Origin of the sequence: Nocardia concava NBRC 100430, assembly GCF_000308815.1 — a bacterium.
Taxonomy (GTDB): Bacteria; Actinomycetota; Actinomycetes; order Mycobacteriales; family Mycobacteriaceae; genus Nocardia; species Nocardia concava.
Map to the genome: position 1 here is coordinate 1 of NZ_BAFX01000206.1, position 22,158 is coordinate 22,158.

Annotated in this window: 23 protein-coding genes, 2 pseudogenes and 2 riboswitches; of the genes and pseudogenes, 9 read left to right on the forward strand and 16 right to left on the reverse strand. The window is 67.8% G+C overall.

The features are described 5' to 3' along the window. Positions 1 to 588 (forward strand): annotated as a pseudogene (locus tag ON43_RS41490) (hypothetical protein); the annotation flags it as partial. 7 nt (positions 589 to 595) lie between these two features. Here ON43_RS41490 and ON43_RS41495 read toward each other — a convergent pair. Beyond that, on the reverse strand, positions 596 to 1,225 hold the full coding sequence (locus ON43_RS41495; RefSeq protein ID WP_157514450.1) for an SRPBCC family protein: 630 nt from the start codon (positions 1,223 to 1,225) through the stop codon (positions 596 to 598). A 68-nt stretch (positions 1,226 to 1,293) separates the two neighbouring features. Beyond that, positions 1,294 to 1,743: a TIGR03618 family F420-dependent PPOX class oxidoreductase gene (locus ON43_RS41500; RefSeq protein ID WP_040816584.1), complete on the reverse strand. Its 450-nt coding sequence runs from the start codon at positions 1,741 to 1,743 to the stop codon at positions 1,294 to 1,296. A 142-nt stretch (positions 1,744 to 1,885) separates the two neighbouring features. Here ON43_RS41500 and ON43_RS41505 point away from each other — a divergent pair, with 142 nt between their 5' ends. The 4 genes from ON43_RS41505 to ON43_RS45415 all read left to right on the forward strand — a co-directional run bounded on the left by ON43_RS41505 (position 1,886) and on the right by ON43_RS45415 (position 4,095). Next, the gene (locus ON43_RS41505) at positions 1,886 to 2,851 is read left to right on the forward strand and encodes a DNA polymerase domain-containing protein (RefSeq protein WP_040816585.1); all 966 of its coding nucleotides are present in this window, start codon (positions 1,886 to 1,888) and stop codon (positions 2,849 to 2,851) included. Positions 2,852 to 3,069: 218 nt separating this feature from the next. Continuing rightward, complete coding sequence (locus ON43_RS41510) at positions 3,070 to 3,591, forward strand: hypothetical protein (protein ID WP_051180230.1); 522 nt, start codon at positions 3,070 to 3,072, stop codon at positions 3,589 to 3,591. 29 nt (positions 3,592 to 3,620) lie between these two features. Then, entirely contained in the window at positions 3,621 to 3,926 is a 306-nt protein-coding gene (locus tag ON43_RS41515) for a DUF3467 domain-containing protein (RefSeq protein ID WP_157514451.1), read from the forward strand. 10 nt (positions 3,927 to 3,936) lie between these two features. After that, positions 3,937 to 4,095: a hypothetical protein gene (locus ON43_RS45415; protein ID WP_157514452.1), complete on the forward strand. Its 159-nt coding sequence runs from the start codon at positions 3,937 to 3,939 to the stop codon at positions 4,093 to 4,095. Between the two features lie 27 nt (positions 4,096 to 4,122). Here the strand turns inward: ON43_RS45415 and ON43_RS41520 are convergent, their stop codons facing one another. The 3 genes from ON43_RS41520 to ON43_RS41530 are packed head-to-tail and all read right to left on the reverse strand — an operon-like array spanning position 4,123 to position 7,917. Beyond that, positions 4,123 to 5,424 (reverse strand): ABC transporter ATP-binding protein, encoded by a 1,302-nt coding sequence (locus ON43_RS41520; protein WP_040816588.1) that lies wholly within the window; start codon positions 5,422 to 5,424, stop codon positions 4,123 to 4,125. 25 nt (positions 5,425 to 5,449) lie between these two features. Next, positions 5,450 to 7,207: an ABC transporter permease gene (locus tag ON43_RS41525; protein ID WP_051180232.1), complete on the reverse strand. Its 1,758-nt coding sequence runs from the start codon at positions 7,205 to 7,207 to the stop codon at positions 5,450 to 5,452. Next, a complete protein-coding gene (locus ON43_RS41530; RefSeq protein ID WP_040816590.1) occupies positions 7,204 to 7,917 on the reverse strand; it encodes a DUF8020 domain-containing protein in 714 nt (237 codons plus the stop codon). The genes ON43_RS41525 and ON43_RS41530 overlap by 4 nt, the downstream gene beginning before the upstream one ends. A 91-nt stretch (positions 7,918 to 8,008) precedes the next feature. Here ON43_RS41530 and ON43_RS47305 point away from each other — a divergent pair. Continuing rightward, positions 8,009 to 8,083 (forward strand): annotated as a pseudogene (locus tag ON43_RS47305) (hypothetical protein); the annotation flags it as partial. Positions 8,084 to 8,129: 46 nt separating this feature from the next. Then, a riboswitch (M-box (ykoK) riboswitch) is annotated at positions 8,130 to 8,300 on the reverse strand. Between the two features lie 75 nt (positions 8,301 to 8,375). Here the strand turns inward: ON43_RS47305 and ON43_RS41535 are convergent. The 8 genes from ON43_RS41535 to ON43_RS41570 all read right to left on the reverse strand — a co-directional run bounded on the left by ON43_RS41535 (position 8,376) and on the right by ON43_RS41570 (position 16,069). After that, on the reverse strand, positions 8,376 to 8,555 hold the full coding sequence (locus ON43_RS41535) for a hypothetical protein (RefSeq protein ID WP_040816592.1): 180 nt from the start codon (positions 8,553 to 8,555) through the stop codon (positions 8,376 to 8,378). Positions 8,556 to 8,790: 235 nt separating this feature from the next. Beyond that, positions 8,791 to 8,962: riboswitch (M-box (ykoK) riboswitch) on the reverse strand. A gap of 47 nt (positions 8,963 to 9,009) precedes the next feature. Next, entirely contained in the window at positions 9,010 to 9,201 is a 192-nt protein-coding gene (locus ON43_RS41540; RefSeq protein ID WP_040816594.1) for a hypothetical protein, read from the reverse strand. Positions 9,202 to 9,469: 268 nt separating this feature from the next. After that, the gene (locus tag ON43_RS41545) at positions 9,470 to 10,462 is read right to left on the reverse strand and encodes an AraC family transcriptional regulator ligand-binding domain-containing protein (protein ID WP_157514454.1); all 993 of its coding nucleotides are present in this window, start codon (positions 10,460 to 10,462) and stop codon (positions 9,470 to 9,472) included. A 9-nt stretch (positions 10,463 to 10,471) separates the two neighbouring features. Beyond that, positions 10,472 to 11,416 (reverse strand): AraC family transcriptional regulator ligand-binding domain-containing protein, encoded by a 945-nt coding sequence (locus ON43_RS41550; RefSeq protein WP_040816598.1) that lies wholly within the window; start codon positions 11,414 to 11,416, stop codon positions 10,472 to 10,474. Beyond that, a complete protein-coding gene (locus ON43_RS41555; RefSeq protein ID WP_063712735.1) occupies positions 11,413 to 12,318 on the reverse strand; it encodes an AraC family transcriptional regulator ligand-binding domain-containing protein in 906 nt (301 codons plus the stop codon). Before ON43_RS41555 ends, ON43_RS41550 begins: the two co-directional genes overlap by 4 nt. Before the next feature lie 123 nt (positions 12,319 to 12,441). Continuing rightward, entirely contained in the window at positions 12,442 to 12,651 is a 210-nt protein-coding gene (locus tag ON43_RS41560; RefSeq protein ID WP_040816600.1) for a hypothetical protein, read from the reverse strand. Between the two features lie 41 nt (positions 12,652 to 12,692). After that, a complete protein-coding gene (locus ON43_RS41565) occupies positions 12,693 to 14,393 on the reverse strand; it encodes an AMP-binding protein (RefSeq protein ID WP_040816601.1) in 1,701 nt (566 codons plus the stop codon). Continuing rightward, on the reverse strand, positions 14,390 to 16,069 hold the full coding sequence (locus ON43_RS41570; RefSeq protein WP_051180235.1) for an AMP-binding protein: 1,680 nt from the start codon (positions 16,067 to 16,069) through the stop codon (positions 14,390 to 14,392). Before ON43_RS41570 ends, ON43_RS41565 begins: the two co-directional genes overlap by 4 nt. 55 nt (positions 16,070 to 16,124) lie before the next feature. Here ON43_RS41570 and ON43_RS41575 point away from each other — a divergent pair, with 55 nt between their 5' ends. Next, positions 16,125 to 16,985, forward strand: coding sequence for a helix-turn-helix transcriptional regulator (locus tag ON43_RS41575; RefSeq protein ID WP_040816602.1), 861 nt, complete (start codon positions 16,125 to 16,127; stop codon positions 16,983 to 16,985). A gap of 14 nt (positions 16,986 to 16,999) precedes the next feature. On the opposite strand, the gene ON43_RS41580 is transcribed toward ON43_RS41575, so the two are convergent. After that, a complete protein-coding gene (locus ON43_RS41580; protein WP_040816603.1) occupies positions 17,000 to 17,347 on the reverse strand; it encodes a hypothetical protein in 348 nt (115 codons plus the stop codon). Positions 17,348 to 17,504: 157 nt separating this feature from the next. Next, complete coding sequence (locus ON43_RS41585) at positions 17,505 to 17,936, reverse strand: winged helix-turn-helix transcriptional regulator (RefSeq protein WP_040816605.1); 432 nt, start codon at positions 17,934 to 17,936, stop codon at positions 17,505 to 17,507. A 54-nt stretch (positions 17,937 to 17,990) separates the two neighbouring features. Between ON43_RS41585 and ON43_RS41590 the strand changes: the two genes are divergently transcribed. Continuing rightward, a complete protein-coding gene (locus ON43_RS41590) occupies positions 17,991 to 18,509 on the forward strand; it encodes a PaaI family thioesterase (RefSeq protein WP_040816606.1) in 519 nt (172 codons plus the stop codon). 18 nt (positions 18,510 to 18,527) lie between these two features. Here the strand turns inward: ON43_RS41590 and ON43_RS41595 are convergent, their stop codons facing one another. After that, the gene (locus tag ON43_RS41595) at positions 18,528 to 19,736 is read right to left on the reverse strand and encodes a UDP-N-acetylglucosamine--N-acetylmuramyl-(pentapeptide) pyrophosphoryl-undecaprenol N-acetylglucosamine transferase (protein WP_083914403.1); all 1,209 of its coding nucleotides are present in this window, start codon (positions 19,734 to 19,736) and stop codon (positions 18,528 to 18,530) included. 173 nt (positions 19,737 to 19,909) lie between these two features. Here ON43_RS41595 and ON43_RS41600 point away from each other — a divergent pair, with 173 nt between their 5' ends. After that, positions 19,910 to 22,120 carry a terpene synthase family protein gene (locus ON43_RS41600; RefSeq protein WP_083914406.1) on the forward strand — a complete coding sequence of 737 codons (2,211 nt, stop codon included), beginning with the start codon at positions 19,910 to 19,912 and terminating at the stop codon, positions 22,118 to 22,120. The last annotated feature ends 38 nt before the right edge of the window (positions 22,121 to 22,158 follow it).

Consider the following 22,158-nt stretch of genomic DNA (forward strand, 5'->3'; position numbering starts at 1 on the left):
GTGGCTGCGCGCGGGGCGCTGCTCGCCGCGACCGGGCCGGGGTTCGCCCATCGAGTTCCGGCGCAGCCGTCGCAGCAGCGGCGGACCGCTTCGCGTACGGGCCCGATCTGGGCGGCCGTTCTCGCCGTTGTCGTCGTAATGGCCGGTGGCGCAACCGCGGCGGTCATCCTGGCCGCCGGTAGTGACGACACCACCGCGGCGATCGGGACCACCACAACGGTTTCGGTGACTTCGAGCCCGTCGCCGACCGTCGCCCCGGGTCCGGCCCTCGGCGGGGATCCGTCGCCGCAGGCCGTGCCGCCGCCGGAGACCACCACCGAGCCACCGCCGACCACGTCGAACACTCCGACAACCGCGAAACCGCCCGAGCCCGAACCGGAGAAGCCCAGCACCACGGAGAAGCCGCCACCGCCGACCGACACACACGAGGCGATGATCCGCGGCAGCTGCCAAGGGATCCTGAATCGGCTCGACGGGTTTCCCGGCGGCCTCAACGGAATGCGAGCCGCGATACAGCGACCCTTCTACCTGTCTCCGGCCGATTGGGACGAGGTATGGGCCCGCGCGGCGACCGGGTCGTGTCAGTAGAAACCGTTCAGAGCGTGCCGTTTTCGATGTCGCGCTTCAGCGCCGCCTGATAGGCCCGATGTGATGACGCCCCGTTGTCCGCGGTGAACCCGATCAACAGCGGGTTCGCGGTGAAGGTGATGTGCTCGTTCACCGTCGTGGTCCCGTTCCCGTTGTCGGTGAACGTGATCTTCTGATGCGTGATGACATCGGGGTTGTCATAGCTGTCGGTCAGGTAATAGTGCTGGGCCGGGAACAGCCGTTGCTCGGCCTGCGTCTTGGCCGGGTAGTCCACCGACCCCATAGGAACGTTCTCCAGCGCCGTGAAATCGATCGTCTGCATGGTCCCGTCGTCGCAGGTCCGATGCGTGATGATGTCCTTCAGGAACGGATGCCGCCCGATGTCGTTGCGCAGGTTCGAGTACACCGTCCACACCTTGGCCAGCGGCGCGTTGATGGTGATCGGCAGATCGACCGTGCGCGTGGTCGCCCCGGAGGACGGACTCTTGTCCGCGACCTGGTAGGCGGCCCAGCCGGTCTGCCAGCCCGCGGTGTAGGAGTTCGGGGTATCGGTACAGGTCGGTGCGGAATCCGCTTGCGCTACCGGCGAACCTGTCGCGAACGACAGGGCCAAGGCGCATCCCACAAGGTATTTCACGCGCGGACTGTAACGTGTTATCGCAGCATTCCGCGCGCCCGGCCCTGATCTTGATATGAAATCGTGGCTCAGCCCAGCGCCACGGAACGCCGGAACGGCTCGACCCCGACGGTGCGGTGAATGTGATCGGGCTCGATCACCACCATGACCCGGGTCTCCCCGTCCACCAGCCAGGGGAAGGTCTCGGTGCCGAGGTACTTCCGCGCCAGCCGGTCCATGCACTCCACGGCTTCCCGCCCCGCCACGAAGCCGATCGCGCGCCCGCGAATCTCCATGCGGTCGTAGCGGTTCTCCTCGTCCATGCAGCACAGCGACAGCCGCGGATCGCGGCGCAGGTTCTCCTCCTTGACCCGCCCCGCCGAGGTGTCGACGACGATCCGCTCGACCCCGTCGATCACCTCGAGCCCGACCCACATCGGGCTCAGCTGCGGATAGCCGTCCCCGTTGAGCGTGCCCATCACCCAGAATCGCGGTTCGCTCAGCCAGCGGCGAGCGACGTCGTCCAGTTGCACCGTCATTTCGATCCCCTTCGTATTCGAGTCTCGATTGTCCGCCGCCGCAATGTCTTTGGCGGAAATTTCACGACGGCGAGTCACCCGGCGACGCGACGCGATGCGACCGGTCATTGACGGCGCCCCGATCGGGACGCATGGTGGGGCGATGGGTGACGATGTGCGGGCCGGGCTGAAGTTCTCCAGTCTCGACAGCCCCCTGTTCGACGGGGCCGAGGCGACCAAGGGCGATCTGATCGACTATCTGGAGGCGGTCGGCGAGCGCATGGTGCCCTCGCTACGGGACCGTCCGCTGTCGGTGGTGCGGGTCCGGCCGGGCCAGGAGCCCTTCATGCAGAAGAATCTGCCCAAGTACACCCCGGACTGGATCAAGCGGGCGACGCTGTGGGCGGGCAGTTCGAAACGCGAGATCTCCTACGCGCTGTGCGACGATGTGCGCACGCTGCTGTGGTTCGGCAATCAGCGGGCCGTGGAGTATCACGTGACCTTGCTGCTCGCCGAGGGGCTGGTCGATTATTCCGGCAGCCCAACGCATCTCGTGCTCGATATCGACCCCGCGCCGGACGCGTCCTTCAGTCAGGTTGTGGCGGCCGCAGAGCTCATCCGGCAGGCGCTGGACGCCGACGGGTTGGCGGGGGCGGTGAAAACCAGTGGCTCCAAGGGTGTGCACATCTTTGTGCCGGTGCGCCCCGGCATCGATCTCGAGGATGCGGCGGCCGCCACCCGCGCCATCGCGGCGCGCGCCGAACGCCTCGACCCGGCGCTCGCCACCACCGCGTTCATTCGAGAAGACCGGGGCGGCAAGGTTTTCCTGGATTCGACCCGGGCCGGCGGCGCGACGGTGGTGTCCGTATACAGCCCACGTATCCGCCCGGGCGCGACCGTCTCCTTCCCGGTTGCCTGGTCCGACCTGCCGAGCGTCGATCCGCGCGACTTCACCATCCGCACCGCCGCCAAACTGCTCGGTGATCGTGACCCGTGGGCCGAGGCCATGCCCGAACCTCAGGAACTCCCAGCGGATTTGGTGGAGGAGGGGCACACGATCCCGGTCGCGCGGGTGCAGGCCATGCACGAGGGCAAGCGCCGTGCCCGCGCCCGGCGTACCACCCCTTGACATGGTTTGCCGATCATGTGCACACCGAAGATCATTCGATAAAGCCCTGTGCCATACCGTTTTTCGAAACCTAGCTACGCGCCGGTTCCACGTTTCGAACATGTTCCGGGCGCATTGCGGCCAATTCCCAAGGGGCAGAGGATTGTCACGTCACACTCCATCGGTGAAGTGGACATCCCCCGAAGTAGACATCCCCCAGCGGATGTATTGGAGTCGAAATGGCACAGGAAACCGCAGAAGCAACGCGTGAGGGCACCGTGAGCCAGCGGGATATCGACGTGTTCCAGATGCGAGTCGACGAGGCCCGGCAGGAAGCGCAGAGCGCACGGCAGTACGCGCAACAGGCGCAGAGCCTGGCCCGGCAGGCACAGCAGCAGTCGCGCCAAGTCCAGCATCAGGCGAATATGGCTCAGAGCGAGGCCAATCAGGCCACGCAGCAGGCCCAGCAGGCCCGGCAGCAGGCCAACCAGGCCCAGAACCAGGCGCAGCAGGCTCAGAACGACGCGGACCGCGCGCAGAGCCAGGCTCAGCAGGCACAGAACCAGGCTCAGCAGGCCCAGAACGAGGCCACGCAGTCGCAGCAGAAGGCGCAGAACGCGCAGGATCAGGCCGATCAGGCCAACCAGTTGGCGCAGCAGGCCGATGATCAGGCCACCCGCGCGCAGGATCGAGCAAGTCAGCAGGAGCTGCAGCTTCAGCAATTCCGGCAGCAGTCCCGGCAGTTCTCGCCGCGTCAGTAGGTGAGATCACCCGGTGGGGAGGTGTACTCGTGACGGATGCGACACCACCGGTGAACGTCGAGGTGATCGTGCCGGAGGCCTGGAGTGCCGGGGTCTACGCCAACGGCTTCACCTGCTGGTACAACCGCACCGACTTCACCCTCGACTTCGTCGTACACCTACCCACCGATCCCGGCGTCGACGACAGCGGCAGACCCGTTGTGCGGCAACCGGTTCAGGTGGTGACCAGGGTGAAGTTCCCGCCGTCCATGGTCTTTCGCCTGATGCAGACCCTGAACGACAGCATGAGCAACTACGAGCAGCAGTTCGGGCCGATCGAACACCTGGGAGAATGAGGCCGGGAGAATGAAGAACACCATGCTGGTCACCAGCGCGATCATGACGGTGGACAGCCGGAACGACCGGCCCATCATGGCCGATCCGGCCGTGCGCTACCGCCCCGAACTCGTCCGGGGCCGCCGCTACCGCATAATCGCGGAAGTCCCACGGGCCCGGACGAATTGAGTCCTGCTCAGGCGGCCGCACCCATCGTCAGGCCGCCTGATCCCGGACCAGCAGGTGCTCGTCGGCGTCGTATTCGTAGAGCTCGCCGTAGCGGCCCCAGTCGATGGCGATGCGCAGCTGCTGTTGCGCGGACTCCTCGGTGAAGCCGCGGCGCAGCAGATCGAGGAAGAAGCCGTCGCGCATGCGATGGTTCTGCGCCGTGCCCAGGGCGTGATCGATGGTCGCGACCAGTGGCGCCTTGGCGCGGGCCAGTCGCGCGAAAATCATTTTGGCACTGTCGATATCGGCCTGGGCGAACATGGTCCCGTCCACGGTGAGCTCGATATCGCCGTCCGCGGTGGTGGCCAGGCCGAGCAGGGTCGCGGCATCCACCAGCGGCATCAGATCGTCGACCTCGAACCGCAATCCGGCCGCCAGATCGGGCAGATCGGCGCGGCCGCCCTGCTCCGCCACCAGATCCAGCATGCCGCCGATGCCGTCCACGCCGGCGTCGGGCAGCGGGCGGGTGGTCGGGGTCGGCGCGATGCGTGCGCGGTCGCCGTCGAATCCGCCGTCGGTGAACAGCCGGTAGGCCTGATCAACCAGGGCCTGGAAGGCCGGGCTGCGCGGATCCCGGGGCTGGGTCAACCCCACCCGGATCTCGCCCTTGATGCGCCCGGGATTGTTGTCCAGCACCAGGATTCGATCCGCGAGCAGCACCGCCTCCTCGATATTGTGGGTGACCATCAGCATGGTCTTGGTGGGGAAGGCGGTCTCGGCCCACAGCCGCATGAGCTCGCCGCGCAGGTTCTCCGCGGTGAGCACGTCCAGCGCCGAGAACGGCTCGTCCATGAGCAGCACCTCCGGCCGCACCACCAGGGCGCGGGCGAAGCCCACCCGCTGGCGCATGCCGCCGGAAAGCTCCTTGGGATAGGCGTTCTCGAAGCCGTCGAGCCCGATCATGTCGATGGCGTCGGTCACCCGCTCGCCGCGCTCGTAGGCCGCGACACCCTGGGCGCGCAGCCCGAGTTCGACATTCTGGCGCACGGTCAGCCACGGCAGCAGCGCGAAGGTCTGGAACACCATGGCGGTGCTGGCATTCGGCGCGGTGATCTCCGTCTCGCGCAGCCGCGCGGTGCCCGCCGAGGGCTGCACCAGCCCGGCGATGATGCGCAGCAGCGTGGACTTGCCGGAGCCGGATTTGCCGAGCAGCGCGACGATTTCGCCCTCGCGCAGTTCCAAGCAGACGTCCGAGAGCACGGGCAACTGCTCGCCGGAAGGGTTGGTGAAGTTCTTGGTGACTTTGTCGACGGTGATGACGGGGGCGGCTGTCTTCATTTCAAGGGACATGACAGCTCTCCTTTCGAAAGATGTTTCAGTTCAAGGCGAATCGCTGCTCGGCCTTGCGTTGCAGCCGCCGCCACAGCAGCCGGTTGATGGCGACGGTGACGATGCTCATGACCAGGGTGCCGAGCAGCACCTTCGCGAACTCGTCATTGGCGGTGGCATTGGTGATGTACGCGCCCAGGCCGAATGCCTCGAGATGCGTATTGCCGGAGTCGACCACCTCGCCGACCAGCGTGGCGTTCCACGCACCGCCGAACGCGGTGATCGCGCCGACCACGTAGCCGGGTGCGATGGCGGGCAGGATCAGCGACTTCCACCGCTCCCTGCCGTGCACGCCCAGATCGTCCATGGCCTCGCGCAGATCGGTGGGGATCTGCCCGGCGGCCGCGATCACGTTGAACAGCACGTACCACTGCGCACCCAGCGCCATCAGGACGGTGCCGCCGAAGTTCAGCGAGATGCCGGTGTAGGTGAGCCCAGCGATCACGAAGATGTAGAGGAACTGCGCCGGGAAGCTGGCCATGACCTGCACCACCGGTTGCGCGAACCGGCAGATGCGCGGATTCATGCCGATCCAGACGCCGATCGGCACCCACACGACGGTGGACACGATCAGCAGCACCACCACACGGCTGAGACTGACCAGGCCCATGGCGGTGGCGGGCCCGAATTCGGCGAAGCCGACGGTCCTTTCGAGATAGGTCGCCAATGCCCAGGCGCCCCAGGCCATTCCGGCGAACACCAGCCCGAAGAACAGCACGTCCCCGGCCAGGCTGCCGCGCCCCTCGTCCCACGCGGAGCGGGTGCTGCGCCCGAACACCCGCATGGCGCGGTCGATGCCCTCGCCGACCGGCCGCAGTCGCGCCCCGATCCGCGCGGGAATCGTGCTGCGCCGGATCAGATCCAGCACCAGGCTGCGCGGGGCGACCGCGGCCTCGGTCTGCTCCACCCGGAACCGCTCGGCCCACGCGGTCAACGGCCGCCAGAACAGCACATTGACCGCGACGATGCACAGCACCATCACGCCCGCGCCCGCCATCAGCTTGCCCACCGCGGCGTCGGAGGTGGCTGCGGCGATGAAGCTGCCCATGCCGGGCAGGGCCTGATCGCGGCCCGAGACGCTGATGATCTCGGAGGAGGCCAGCATGAACCAGGCGCCGCCGAAGCTCATCATGCCGTTCCACACCAGCGGAATGGTGGCCGCCGGAATCTCCACGTGGCGCAGCCGCTGCCAGCGGGTCAGGCGCATCATGCGCCCGGCCTCGTCGAGTTCGCGCGGGATATTGCGCAGCGCCTGGTAGTAGGCGAAGGCCATGTTCCAGGCCTGCGCGGTGAAGATGGCGAACACGCACGCCGCCTCCGCGCCCAGCATGGAACCGGGGAACAGGCCGATGAACGCGGTCACCGTGATCGACACCAGCGCCAGCACCGGCACCGACTGCAGGATGTCGGTCATCGGGATGAAGATCTTCTCCACCCGCCGCGACCGGGCCGCGAGCTGACCGACGATCAGGGTGTAGACCATGGACAGGCCCAGGCCCAGGAACATGCGCAGCGTGGTGCGGGCCGCGTAGTAGGGCAGGTTCGACAGATCGGTGGAGACGGCGTCGGGGCTGTCGCCCGGCACCCAAGGCACCGAGATGTCGCGAAAGAGCTTGACCACCAGCAAGGTCAGCACCACCGCACCGGCCAGCAGTGCGTAATCGGCGGTGCGCAGCCCGGAGCGCGGCCGCACGACATCGGGAGATGTCTTGGGGCTGTTCGGGATTACGAGTTCGGCGGTCATCGGTTGTCCTCGGCGGGCGGCGCGGTCATGACGTTGTATGCGTGGATGCCCGAGGCGATGAGCGCGGGCACACCGATCAGCAGGTTGAAGGCGACGACGCCGATACCGGCCCCCGCGACCGCGCCGAGCAGGCAACCGGCCACCGTTCCGATACCGGGTGTGGCGATGAAAGTGCCCAGGGCTCCCGCGAATACACAGCCGAGCGGGCCGCCGATGATGGCGCCGAGCAGGGTGCCGACCGAGACGGCCAGGCCCAGTTCGGTATTCGCATTGGCCATGGCGTCGTTCATCCGGTCTTCGGGGCTGTCGCTGCCCGCGATGGCCGCGGCCGCCGGTACGAGCAGCCGGCGCTCGTCGTCGGTCAGTAGCCGGGTGCGGTCGGTGGCCGGTGTCAAGGTGGCGTCATTGCCGTCGATGTGCGCGTCGACGGGGTAGGCCGTATCGCCCTTGACCAGAGTCAGCGGAATCGCGCCGACCACAACGCCTTTCGGGTCGACGATCTGCAGGTGCCGATCGGCGACGCGCATCGTGCCCAGGCCGGTGTGCAGTTCGACGGCCTGTCCGACGATCTTCGCGTCGACGTGCAGCGCGGGTGCGTCGACGAGCGTGGTGGTGTTCGGCGCGGGCGCAGCGGCGTACGCGGTGGCCTGGACGGTGAGCACGGTGGTGGCGGCGGTGGCCGCGGCCATCATGAGCTTGCGGATCCTCATCGGGTGTTCCCCTCGTGCAATGGCTGCCCGCAGGGGTATCGGGGCAGCATTGAATTCCGTCGCGCACATTTGTGCGGACGGCATCGGACTGATGCGAAATCTCGGAATTGTTCGGCGAAATTCCGCGCGAAATAACGGCGGCGCAATATGCGCAACCGTCATTTCGGTGATCGACGCACGCGGGGCGGTTGTCCCGGCCGCAACCGGGAGGAACGGCACCCCTCTCGTCAGAGTTTTGGCACTGTACGACGTGTTCCGCTAAGGGAAAGCCACTTTGGATTACCCCTTGATCCGGAGAAATCTGTCCTAACCTTGGGCGTCTCTCGACGTCGTCAGATCAGTGGCCTGTGTTCGTACAGGAGCCTCGCCTATCGAGGTGCGGGGACAACGTATCGAGTTCGATATCGAAAGTCAATATTCGATGAATTTCGCAGGCTGAATTCGATATCGAGCGGCATTCAGCTGTGGAAGGGGTGCCCGCCCAGCGACGCGGTGTACACCGCGACGCGCGAGCGGGCGGCGGCCATGTTGTGACGCTCCTGATCGGTGAGCCGGGCACGGATGTGCAGGCGGTGGGCGATCGCGCTCAGCGTCGCCGGCAGCGAAACGGCACGGGGGGTGAGGGTGATGGCGGCCATGATGGCGCTCCTTTGCGGAAGTCATTCCGCCGCAAGAGCTTTCGGGCATGCCGAAGGCGCAGCGCTCAGGGCTGATCGCGGCGGGAGAGGGAAGGGACTACTGGTCGACCCGGACTCGGATACGGACTGTCGCCGGATTTCATGTCTTCTCTCACCGCCTCATGGCCGGGACGCGCGCGGGCGTCGGTATCGCTGGTCCATCGCAGCGGGGGCCGGACGTGCCGATACGGCAGGTGGGGCACCCCTCTCGTCAGAGCTTCGGCACTACACGACGTATCCCGTCGACCGGGAAGCCACCTGGGGTAACCCCTTAATCCGGGGAAACCTGTCCTGAGCCTGGGCGTCTCTCGACGTCGTCGGATCAGTGGCCTGTGTTCGTGCAGGAGCCTCGCCTAGCGAGGTGCTGACCTACCCAGCTTGCACCGCGATGATCATGAGGTCAAATCTCGCCGGATCAGTGCTCCAGGAAGGTCGCGACGATGTTCCAGAACATGTTCCGGTCCACGGTATGGAAATCCCAGCTCTCGGTGAGGCTGTGGGTGGCGCTGACGATCGCCGGGATGTCGAAGTCGTGCCGGGTGGCGGTGCCCTTGGCCTCCACGGCGGTGACGACGTACGCGGTGGCGGTTTCTGCGGTGTGGGCCACGAGGAAGCTCCAATCGATTAACCGGTCCGGTGGGATGGTGCGGTGGATGCGTGGCCGTGGACAGCGTCGGCCGCGACCACACATCCTCAACGCCGTGGCGAGCCTCGCGGCTGGCGCGTCATGGCGTATCCGACCAGTCTTGTTTCCGGTCACGCCGCAGGGGAGTTCCGAAGACGCCAAACCGGCCGGGGACACGCCAACCTAGCTGTGTGGTTGCCGGAATACCGTACGGTAGGTGCGATTTCGGCGTGCGGGCGGGGTCGGTTTTCTAGGATTCCGGGTGCTCGCGCCAGCGGTTCACGGCCCGTCGCAGGCTGGCCGGATCGGCATATCCGAGGAATTCCGCCTGCTGGGCGCGTGGAAGGTGTTCGGCCCGTTGCAATCTGCGCCGCCGCGCGCGGTCCACCTCGCGGCGCCAGGTGGTTCCGGCCTCGGCCAGGCGGCGTTGCAATGATCTTGGTGAGGTCAGCAGCCGCCGCGCTACCACTTCGAGGGTCGCCACGCCGTCCGCGAGGGCGGCGTCGAGGGCATCGCCGAGCTGATCCAGCCAGGTCACCCCGAACTCGGGTGTGGCGGGGAGGGTGGCCGCGTAGGACAGCAGGACCGCGGTCAGTTCGGGGTCGGCGGACTTCATGGGCAACGCGAGGTCGGTCGTCCGCAGGGTGAGGGTGTCGGCGCCGCTCCCGAAATCGATTGCGTGGGTGCCGAACAGCTCGGTGAAGGCGTCGAGCCCGGTCGGCGCCGCCTGGCGCAGGCTCACCCGGGACGGCACCACGGGATACCGTGTGGCCGCGCGGCCCCGGCCGACGAGCAGGGCGAAGCTGGCCTGTACCAACAGCTCTCGGCCCCGGCAGTCGTCGACCGCCGACACGATCTCGTAGCAGACCTCGTGTTCGGTGCGCTCCGCGATTCGGAAGCTGTAACTCGTTGTGAGACTGCCGCTGTGGCGCACGCACGCGTCCAGCGCCGCGCCCAGGGTGTCGGCCGACAGGAACAGGTACTCCAGCAGCCCGAACTCGCCGGTGGTGCTCTCCTCCGAAACCCGCAGCGCGATATCGGGATCGCCGGTCTCCAGCTCCAGCAGCTCCCACACGCGCAGGCAGTAGCGCGGCGCCACCCGGGTGCCCTCGCCCCCCTCCCGCCAGGCGGGAACGCCCGCCAGCCGCGCGATCCGGTCGGGATCCAGTCCGGCGCGGGCCGCCCGCTCCAGCGCGAAGCGGGCCATGAGAATGCTGTCGTGGCAATCGGATCGATTAGTCACGAGCACCCATTACCCCGTGGCCCGACCGCGAGCGCTCGCCAGTTCCCGGCTCCAGCTGGTGCCCGCCGCGGCCAGCCGCCGCTGCAGCGTCCGGGCGCTGACCCCGAGCCGCTCGGCCATGTCGTCCAGGGTCACGGCCTCGAGCGCAAGGGCCTCGATCGCCGCGGTTCCCGGTTTCGCGGGGCCGAGTGATGCGGCGTCCGTGGACCTTCGATCGGGCTGTAGCGAATCGAACTCCGCGGCAAGCAGATCCACCCAGGCACGTGCCGGGGGTGTGGCCAGGGCTGCGACGGCCGCGCCTCGGCGCAGCACCGCGGCCAGGGCGGGATCGGCGCTGTGCTGCGGGCGGTCGCGGTCGGCGCGATGCAAGGTGAGAGTGTCGGCGTCGGCTCCGAATTCGATCGCGGTGGTGCCGAAGAACTCGGTGAACGCCGTATGTCGGTGCGGCGGGCGCTGCCGGAAGGTGACCGCGGCCGGCGTGATCGGGGCTTTCGTGGCGAGGCGGGTACGCGAGATCAGAAACGCGAAGCTGGCCTGGGCGGCCAGTTCCGCGCCGCGCCCCTCGGCGTCGGTGGCCGTCGCGACGGTCAGGTGCCGGTCGGTGTCGGCCACCACGTCCATTCTTCGGGTGGTGGTCAGCCGTGAGCCGAATTCCGCTGCGGCGCGGAACCCTTCGCCCACGGTCGGCGCAGTGGCCACCAAATAGTCCATCAACCCCAATTCCCCCATTCCATACCGTTCGGCCGCTCGCAATCCCACCTGCGGCTGCTCAACCCGCTGCTCGAACAACTCCCACAACCGCGGATAACACTGCCCCGGAACGCTTCCCGACACCCCGTCCAGTGTGCCGGTCCCGATACCGGCCGCCCGCGCCAATCCGGCCGCATCCAACCCCACCGCCCGCGCCCGCACCAGCACGAACCGGGCCAGCAGCACGCTGTCCGAGGTGGTCATAGTTTCGAGACTCGCCGGGAGTCGTGGTCTTCCACATGCCTTTTGCGGGCGCGATCGACCTCGAACCGCCAGGTGGTGCCGGATTCGGCCAGGCGGCGCTGCAGGGTGCGCGGGCTGGTGTAGAGGCGGCGGGCCACCTGATCCAGCAGCGGGCCGGTGTCGTCGAGTACCTCGGTCAGCACCGCCGCCACGCGGTCGGGCCATTCGGTGGTGCGCGGCGGCGGGGGTGGCATATCGGCCGCGCGTCGGCGGAGCACGGCGGCGAGCAGGGGGTCGGCGGTGATCTGCGGGAGCTCGAAATCGGCATTGCGGTAGGTGATGCGATCGATCGGGGCCCCGAAATCCAGTCGCGCCGTGCCGAAATGATCGGTGAAGGCGTCAAGCCGCCGCGGCGCGCGCTCGCGCAGCTCGATTGCGACCGGGTCGATGGGCTGCCCGGTCAGCTGCCGCATGCGCGAGATCAGGGTGACCAGTGCCATCTGCACGGCCAGGTCGCGTCCACGGCCCTCGGCGTTGACCAGATAGATGTCGAAGGTCGACTCGGTTTCGGTCTGCTCGCCCGGCTCGATCCGGAAATTGGTGGAAACCGCGCCCACGTAGGGACCCAGCACGCCGAAGCCCGCGCCGACGGTGTCGGCCGTCGAGATCAGATAGTCGATCAGCCCGAATTCACCCAACCGGTAGCTGCCGGTGGCGCGCAGGGTGACTTCCGGATCGTCCAATTCGTATTCGAGCAGCTCCCACAGGCGCGGGAAGTAGTCGCTGGACACCCGGGCATCGCCGTCGCCCAGTAACCACCCCGGGATCCCGGCCGCGCGCGCCAGCCGGACCGGGTCCAGGCCCGCCGCGACGGCGCGCGCCAGCACGAAACGTGGCAGCAGCACGGAGTCGGAGGTGTGCATGAGCCAATGGTGCGGGGAATTCCCGGCCGGAAACCGGGAATTCGCCGAACTGTGAGCCATCCGGCTCGACACCCCGGTCCGTGGCTGCGCGCCTCGGAGTTTTGCTGCGAGTCGCGCGGCGTGTCAGGCGCGCAGGAAGGTTGCCGCTATGCCCCAGAAGCGGCGGCTGTCGATCTCCTGGAAATCCCATGTCTGCGTGAGGCCGTGCGTGGTGGTCACGATGCCGGATACGTCGAAATCCTCGTGCGAGGCGGCGCCCGTGGCCTCCAGGGCGGCGATGACGTAGGCGGTGGCGGTTTCCACGGTGTGGGCGTTGGACACGAACTGGGGCATGGGAGCTCCGATCTGTCGTAGGGCCTTGGGGCGGTGCGGATTCAGCGGTTGGTGTCGCTCAGTACGTCCTCGTAGCGGTACTCGGTGGAAATGGTTTCGCCGGCCGCGTGCGCCTGCTCCTCTCGGCGGCGCAGGTCGACGCGACGGATCTTGCCGGAGATGGTTTTCGGTAGCTCGGTGAATTCCAGACGGCGAACTCGGAGATAGGGAGCCAGGTGATCGCGGGCGTATTCGAGGATGGCGCGGGCGGTTTCACCGTTCGGTTCCCATCCTGCCGCGAGCGCGACGTACGCCTTGGGCACCGCGAGCCGCGTGTCGTCCGGCTGGGGCACCACGGCGGCCTCGACCACGGCCGGATGCTCGATGAGCACGCTCTCCAACTCGAAGGGCGAGACCTTGTAGTCGGAGGATTTGAAAACGTCGTCGGTGCGACCGATATAGGTGATGTAGCCGTCCGAATCCCGGCTCGCCACATCGCCGGTGTGGTAGTAGCCGCCGTCCATGACCGCGGCATTGCGCTCCGGATCGCCGAGATAGCCGGTCATCAGATTGACCGGCGTCGCGCCCAGATCCAGGCAGATCTCGCCCTCGTCGGTGAGCGCGCCGGTGATCGGATCCACCAGCACCACCGGCACGCCGGGCGCGGGGCGGCCCATGGAACCGGGCTTGAGCGGCTGGCCGGGCGTATTGCCCACCTGCAGTGTGGTTTCGGTCTGGCCGAAGCCGTCGCGGATGGTCAGACCCCACGCCTTCTCCACCTGGGCAATGACGTCCGGGTTCAACGGCTCACCCGCGCCGAGGATTTCACGCAGACCAATCGGTCGCTCACCTAGATCGGCCTGAATCAGCATGCGCCACACCGTCGGTGGCGCGCAGAACGTGTTCACCTCGGCGCGGCGCAGCTGATCCAGCAGCGCGGCGGCGTCGAAACGCGCGTAGTTGTAGACGAAGATGGTCGCCTCGGCCAGCCACGGCGTGAAGAAACAGCTCCACGCGTGCTTGGCCCAGCCGGGCGCGCTGATGGCCAGATGCACATCGCCCGGGCGGACGCCGATCCAGTACATGGTGCTCAAATGACCGACCGGGTAACTGATCTGGGAGTGCTGCACCATCTTCGGCTTGCTGGTGGTGCCGGAGGTGAAATAGACCAGCAGGGGATCGGTGACCTCGGTGACGGCCCGGAAGGGACCGGCCGACTCGACCGTCGAGGCCTCGGCGTAGTCGTGCCAGCCCGGCACCGGCTCACCCACCACGATGCGGGTGTAGTCGCCGGGCACCTCGTCGAACTTGCCGGTGTCGGCGTGATTGGCGATGACGAAACGCGCTGCGCCGCGCTCGATCCGGTCGGTGAGATCCGCCGGGCCCAGCGCCCCGGTGGTCGGCATGATGACCGCGCCCAGCTTGGCCACCGCCAGCATGGCCTCCCACAGCTCGACCTGATTGCCGAGCATGAGCATTACCCGGTCGCCCTTGCCGACGCCCAACCCGGCCAGCCAGGTGGCCACCCGGTCCGAGCGGGCGGCCATGTCGGAGAACGTGATCCGCTGCTCCGAACCGTTCTCCTCCACGATCCACAGCGCGGGCCGGTCGTTGTTCCGGGCGATCGCGTCGAACCAGTCGGTGGCCCAGTTGAATTCGCCGGTCAGCCGGGGCCACTCGAACTCGCGCACGGCGGCGTCGTAATCCGTCGCGACGGATAGCAGCCCGTCGCGGGCCGCGCGGTACACCTCGGTGTTGGTCATGCGTTCTCCTCGGTCAGGCCGAGCATTCGCGCGCCGATCTCGCGCATCTCGACCTTGCGGATCTTGCCGGTCACCGTCATCGGGAACTCCTCGACGAGGTGCACATAGCGGGGAATCTTGTAGTGGGCCAGCTTGCCGGTGCAGTACTCGCGCAGGCTCTCGGCCGTCAAAGGCGTTGCGCCCGCGCGCATTCGGATCCAGGCCATCAGCTCCTCGCCGTACTTGGCGTCGGGCACGCCGATCACCTGGGCGTCGAGGATGTCGGGATGGGTGTAGAGGAATTCCTCGATCTCGCGCGGGTAGATGTTCTCCCCGCCGCGAATCACCATGTCCTTGATGCGGCCGGTGATGGCGACATAGCCGTCGGCGTCCATGGTGGCCAGATCGCCGGTGTGCATCCAGCGGGCGGCGTCTATCGCCTCGGCGGTCTTCTCCGGCTCACCCCAGTAACCGAGCATGACGGAATAGCCACGGGTGCACAGTTCACCGGCTCGTCCACGCGGGAGGGTTACCCCGGTGACGGGGTCGACAATCTTGATTTCTATATGCGGTCCGGCCCGGCCCACGGTGGCGGTGCGCTGGGTCAGTGAATCGTCGCGGCGGGTCTGCGTCGACACCGGCGAGGTCTCGGTCATCCCGTAGCAGATGCTCACCTCACGCATGCCCATGCGCTCGATGACCTGCTTCATCACCTCCACCGGGCACGGCGATCCGGCCATGATGCCGGTGCGCAACGAGGACAGGTCGTAGGTGTGGAATTCCGGATCGGCCAGTTCGGCGATGAACATGGTCGGCACCCCGTAGAGCGACGTACAGCGTTCCGCCGCAACGGCGTCCAGGGTGGCGCGCGGATCGAACGACGGGGCCGGAATGATCATGGCGGCCCCGTGGCTGGTGGCGGCCAGGTTGCCCATCACCATGCCGAAGCAGTGATAGAAGGGGACCGGGATGCAGATGCGGTCCTGTTCGGTGTAGCCGCACAGCTCGCCGACGAAGTAGCCGTTGTTGAGGATATTGTGATGGCTGAGCGTCGCGCCCTTGGGGAAACCGGTTGTGCCCGAGGTGTATTGGATATTGATCGGGTCGTCCGTGGACAGCGCCGAACCGGCCGCCGCCAGCAGATCCGGATCGGCCGCCCGGCCGGTGACGAACAGGTCCCGCCAGTCGGTGCTGTCGAGCAGCACCACCTGCTCGAGCTCCGGGCAGTCCGGCCGCACCTCGGTGATCATGGCCGCGTAATCGGAGGTCTTGAACGCCGGCGCGGCCACCAGTAGCCGAATTCCGGCCTGCCGCAGCACATATCGCAACTCGTGCGCCCGATATGCCGGATTGATATTGACCAGGATCGCGCCGATCTTGGCGGTGGCGTACTGGGTCAGCGTCCACTGCGGGCAGTTCGGGGCCCAGATGCCCACCCGATCGCCCTTGCCGATCCCGGCGGCCAGCAGACCCAGCGCCAGCGCGTCCACCTCGGCGGTGAACTCGCGATAGGTCCAGCGGATGCCGGTGGTGTAGTCGATCAGCGCCTCGCGATCCGGATGCGCGGCGGTGGTCCGATCCAGATTCGCGCCGATGGTGTCGCCCAGCAGCGGCGCGTCCCAGACCCCGAAGGTATAGCTCCGCGAGGCTTCGGCGGGGTGTCCCGTCGCCTCGTGTCGGCCCGTGCTCTCGCTCACACCAGTAGGATCTACGTCACACCCAACCCCGACTACCCCCGAAAGGGGCTGACCGATGATCCCGGCCACAGACGGGCTGCTGCGCCCGAGTGACGGTGACGCGCTGCGCGCTGAGCTGCGCGGACTCGCCGCCCTGTCCAAGCTGCCGGTCGTGTTCGGGGGTGAGGTGCACGCGGGCACGCTGGTGCTGAGCGAGTTCGTGGGCACCCGCACCAACAGCATGCGCGGGCTCGCGGTCGCGCCGAGTTCCGGTTTGGGCGGTTCCGCGGTGGCGACGGGCAAGCCGCGCTCGGTGGCCGACTACCGCTCGGCCTCGACCATCACTCACCACTACGACGGGCCGGTGCTCGGCGAGGGGCTGCGCGCGGTGGTGGCGGTGCCGGTGGTGGTGAAGGGTGAGGCGCGCGCGGTGATCTACGTGGCCAATCGGGATTCAGGGGTGATCGGCGACCGCATCGCCGACGAGATGGTGCAGGCCGGGCGGCGGCTCAGCACCGAGCTCGCGATCCGCGACGAGGTGGATCGGCGGCTGCGGCTGTCCTTCGCCCAGCAGGCATTGACGAGCGCCAATACGGTTGTCACCGAACAGCTTCGGGACCTGCACGCGGAATTGCGGGGCATCACCCAGGCAGTGTCGGAGCCCGCGGCGCGCTCGCGCCTGCGGGACGTAACCGAGAAACTCGCGCGCCTGGTGTCGGGCGTCGCCGCCCCCGACGATGCGGTGACGCTCGCACCCCGCGAATTGGATGTGCTCGCGCATGTCGCGCTGGGTTGTACCAATTCCGAAGCCGCACAGCGGCTTTCGGTGGGCGCGGAAACGGTGAAGAGCTACCTGCGCAGCGCCATGACGAAACTCGGCGCCCATAATCGCCACGAGGCGGTCGTGCGAGCACGCCGCCTCGGGCTACTTCCGTAGTGTCACTTGATCTTTCAGTCTGCCACGAGGTGGCGGATGGTTTCGCCGCCCTTGGCGTGGTGGAGTCGGCCGAACTTGCTGTCCAGCAAGTGCGCCATGCTTTCTGCGGCTCCGAGGTAAGCATCCTCGGCGGTTCCCGCCCGGTGTGTGACCGCTACCGGTGGCTGGCCCTTCGGCCGCGCCTCGAGGGAACACTTCTTGTCTTCGGATCCACCCTTGTGGCCGTTCACATCGGTGATGTGGGCTTCTACCCGGGTGAGATGATCCGCGAATCGATCCAGAATCGAAGCGATGGAGTCAGTTGCTTCCTGGGCGATCGCGCCGCCACCGACATGCTTGTCGGCGAAGACCTGGATTTGCATGGCATCTCCAATCTCTCGGAATAGCCGAGAACTTGCTGACACCACAGACCCTACTCGCTATTTGCGGCTTTCGCCGGTCTGAAAGATCACCTCTAAGGCACCTCTTATGAAAGGTAATGTGGCAAGCGAGCTTTGCGTTCGGCCCGTGTCTACGGCCCTATCGCGGGATCGCGGTGAGTTCGCGGCCGGTGTCCTCCAGGTGATGCCCCTCGGCGCAGCACAGCGTCGCGCGGACCGGAGCCCCGCAGTCGGTGTGCGTGACCGCCAGCGGCGGACCCTCCGGCCCGGCCAGGTGCTTGTCGCCCCACTGCATGAGCGCGGTCAGCACCGGCTGTAGTTCCCGCCCCGCCGCGGTGAGCCGATACTCCTGCCGCGTGCGCGCACCGGGTTCGCGATAGTCGCGGCGCTCCAGGATCCCGGCCTCGACCAGCCCACGCAGCCTGCGCACCAGCACCGCGCGCGGTGCGCCGGTGGCCTCCTGAATGGCGTCGAAGCGGCGCACGCCGAGGAACACCTCGCGCAGGGCCAGCAGCGACCATTGCTCGCCGATCAATTCCAGGGTGGCGGCCACCGAACAGTTCCGTGCCATGCTGTGATTCTACCTAGGTTCGCATTGTGAACTCAGAGTGTTAGGGTCCTGGATATGACGACCTTCGATGCCCCCGCCGGTTGGGGAGAAGCGCGCAGCAAGACCGTGCAGTGGTACGACCCCAAGGTCGGACTCGAGGCGGCGCCCGGCAAGACGGGCCTGGAATACCTCACGGCCATGGCGAGCGGGGAGATCCCGGGCGCGCCGATCGCGGGGCTGATGAACATGCGCCCGATCAGCGCCGGGCCGGGTGACGTCGTATTCACCTGCAGCCCAGACGAATCCCTGTACAACCCGATTGGGATGGTGCACGGCGGCGTCGCGTGCACGCTGCTGGACTCGGCGGCGGGGTGTGCCGTGCACACCACGCTGGCGGCCGGGGTGGGCTACACCTCGATCGAGATCAAGGTGAGTTACCTGCGGCCCATCCACGCGCACACCGGGGAGATCCTCGCGCACGGCTGGGTCACCAAGCCGGGTAGGCGCGTCGCCTTCGCCGAGGCGGATCTGCGTGACGCGGACGGGACGCTGCTGGCCACTGCGACGAGCGCCTGCCTCATCATCGGCGCGTAGCCGTCGCGGCGGATCCGGTCAGCGGGTCGCGAGGTCCAGCACGGTGAGCGCCAGGTGTTCGGCCGCCAGTGGGTGGCCCAGAGCCTTCGCGGCCGCGGAAACGGCTGCGCGGGAATCGGATTCGGTGAGCAGCTCGGTGAGGGCGGTGCGCAGGTTGGCGACCGTGGCATCCTCGCCGACCAGGGCGCGGGCGGCATTGTGGTCGGCCAGGATTCGAGCGTTGCGGATCTGCTCGCCGCCGACCGAATGCGGGTAGGGGATCAAGACCGAGGGCTTGCCCAGGGTGGTGAGCTCGGCGAGAGTGCCTGCGCCGGAGCGGGATACGACGACATCGGTCAACGCCAGCACGTCGGGAAGCTCAGGGCCGATGAATTCACGGACCAGGTAGCGGCCGCGCACCTCCTCGGGGAGGGTGGCGGCGAGGTCGCGGACCTTCTCGTAGGACAGGCGGCCGCACTGGTGAATCACGTTGGCGGAGTTGAGGAGTTCGGGCAGCAGCCCGGCGATCAGGTCGTTGATCTGCACCGCGCCCTGCGCGCCGCCGGTGATGTACACGGTCGGCAGGCCGGGGGTGTAGCCGTCCCAGTCGAGGGCCTTGACGGCGGCGGTCGCGTCGCCGGTGGTGAGCGCGGGCCGAATCGGGTTGCCGGTGACCAGCGCCCGGCCCCGCACCTTGGCGGGCAGCATGTCGATCGAGGCCTCGGAGCTGAGCGCGATGCGGTCGGCCATGCGGGCCAGCAGCAGGTTGGCCTTGCCGATGCCGGTGGTCTGCTCGTGGATCACCAGCGGGCGGCGGCGCAGCGCGGCGGCCATGCCGATCGGGGCGCAGACGTAGCCGCCGGTGCACAGCACGGCGTCCGGCCGGAACTTCCCGACCACGCCCTGGGCGGTGACGACGCTGACCGGCACCCGCAGGGCATCGCGAGCATTGTCCTTGTTGAGCATTTTGAGCGGATTGCGGTCGCGCCGTAGCTTTCCGGCCTTGATGCCGTTGAAGTCGATGTCGTTCTCCGCGGCCACCCGCTGTTCCAGGCTGTCGGGGACGCCGACCCACAGCACCTCGGCCTGCGCGCCCGCCTCCGCGGCCAGGTCGCGCAGCGCGCGCACCGCCGCCACGGCCGGATAGGTGTGCCCGCCCGTGCCGCCCCCGGCGACGATCACGCGGACCCGGCCACGATCGCCCAGGCGCCGCAGAATCGGGGCGCGGTCGGCGGCGGGATTCGACATGGACGATCCTCCTGGTGGGGCGGGCGGGTGTGGATGTGGCAGCGCCCAGGCTATCTCGACGGCGGCCGGGATGACTGGTCCGGCTGGTACTGGTCGGTCCGGTGCGATTGCGGGGTGTTGGCGAGACGGCAACGGGCCTCTACCATGGTTGTGACGCTGATCACGTTGTCGCAGTGAGAGTTCTGCCGCGCTCCATCCACCCGGCGCCCAGCAAGAAGGCCCACGCATTGAAGCCCTTCACCCTGCCCGATTTCTATACTCCCTTTCCGGCCCGCCTCAATCCCCATCACGAGTACGCCCGCGCGCAGGCCGCCGCGTGGGCGCTACGGATGGGCATGCTCGGTGAGCGCGGGGTCGACGGCAAACCCATCTGGGACGCCGAGAAATTGGAGCGGATGGACTACGCGCTGCTGTGCGCCTACACCCATCCCGACTGCGACGCCGAGGTTTTGGCGCTGCTGACCGAGTGGTACATCTGGGTCTTCTACTTCGACGACTGGTTCCTCGCCCAGTACAAGACCACCCGCAATCGCGCCGAGGCCACCGAATACCTGCGGCGGCTGGAACTGTTCATGGGCGAACCGGGTTGTCCCGCACCGGAACCCGCGACGCCGTCGGAGGCGGGACTGGCCGACTGCTGGGCCCGCACCATTCCGGTCATGTCGGCGGACTGGCGGCGGCGCATGCGCGTCAGCACCCACAACCTGATGGTCGAATCCCTCTGGGAGCTGGACAATATCGCGCGCGACCGGGTGTCCAACCCGATCGAGTATCTCGAGATGCGCCGCCGGGTGGGCGGTGCGCCCTGGTCCGCGGCCCTGGTGGAATTCGCCTGCGGCGCCGAGGTACCCGACCGGTTCGCGTCCGAGCGCCCGCTGCGGGTGCTGTGCGAAACCTTCTCCGACGCCGTGCATCTGCGCAACGATCTGTTCTCCTATGAACGAGAGGTCCGCGTCGAGGGCGAGAACGCGAACCTGGTGCTGGTGCTGGAACGGTTCCTGGGCCTGCCCACCCAGGCCGCGGCCGAGCTCACCAATGACGTGCTCACTTCGCGCCTCAAGCAATTCGAGGACACCACGTTGGTCGAGGTGCCGCAGCTGTTCGCCGAGCGCGCGGCCACGCCCGCCGAGCAGCTGGCCGTGGCGCGCTACGCGCAGGGTCTGCAGGATTGGCAGACCGGCGGGCACGAGTGGCATCTGCGGTCGAGCCGGTACATGAACGGCGGGATCAACCGCGGTCCCAGCGGGCTGGGCAGCGCCTCCGCGCGGCTCGCGCCCGGACTGCGCGTGCAGCTGAATCAGCATGTGCCACCGCCCCGGACGCCCGGGCCGCTGCCGGTGCGCGGGCTCGTCGTGCCCGCCACCGTCGCGGTGAATCCGCACCTGGAGGCCGCGCGCGCCGATGTGGGCGATTGGGTCGCGGCCGTGGGCCTGCTGGATCCGGTGGTGGGCTGGACGGCCGAATCGGTGGCCGACACCGACTTCGCCGCGCTCATGGCCATGGTCGGTCCCGGGGCCGGTGCGGCCGAGCTGATCTCGCGCACCCGCTGGACCGCCTGGGGGACCTACGCCGACGATCTGGCCACGCGGGTCTTCCGTGCCGAGCCGGTCTCCGGGCGAGACCAGTTGCGGCGCTTGCCACTTCAGCTCGCCGATGCCCCACCGCCGCCCGGCATCCCGCTCGAGCTCGGCCTGTCCCGGCTGTGGCACGACACCGCACCCGGTCTCGACGGCCCCGCGCGGGATCGGTTGCGGGCGGCGCTGATCGAGCTGATCGAGGGCTGGGAGGTGGTGCTGGAGAACGAAACCCGGCGACGCCTGCCCGATCCGGTCGACTATCTGGAGCTGCGGCGGCTGACCTCGGGCGGCCCGCTGTTCCGCGCGCTGGACACCCCGTCCGCGCCCGACTCGCCGCCCGTTGCCGGGGTTTCCGATCTCGCCGACGCCGGTATCATTCGGCAGCTGGAGAATTCGGCCCACGATTACGCGGCCCTGATCAACGACCTCTACTCCTATCAGAAGGAGATCGAATTCGACGGCGAGCTGCACAATCTGGTGTATCTCACCCAATCGTTCCTGGGCTGTTCCCGGGAGCGCGCCGCCGATATCGTCGTCGATCTCGCCAACGAGCGTTTGCGGCAATTCGAATTCATTGCGCGTGAACAGATTCCGGGGTTCTTCGCCGATTACCGACTGTCCGGGCCGGTGCGGAGCGCGACGCTCGCGCATATCGACCGGCTGCGCCATCACATGGCGGGAAACGCGTACTGGCACAGCCGCACCGGCCGCTATGCCGAGCAGAAGCTGCGGGCGTCCCGGCGGCTGCCGCACCGCGCGCCCGGCCCCTTCGTCAGCGTGTTCGCCGATCCGGCGGCCCGGCGCTGAGGCGTCGCGACCGCGTGTCCGCAGCAGTCACTGGAGGT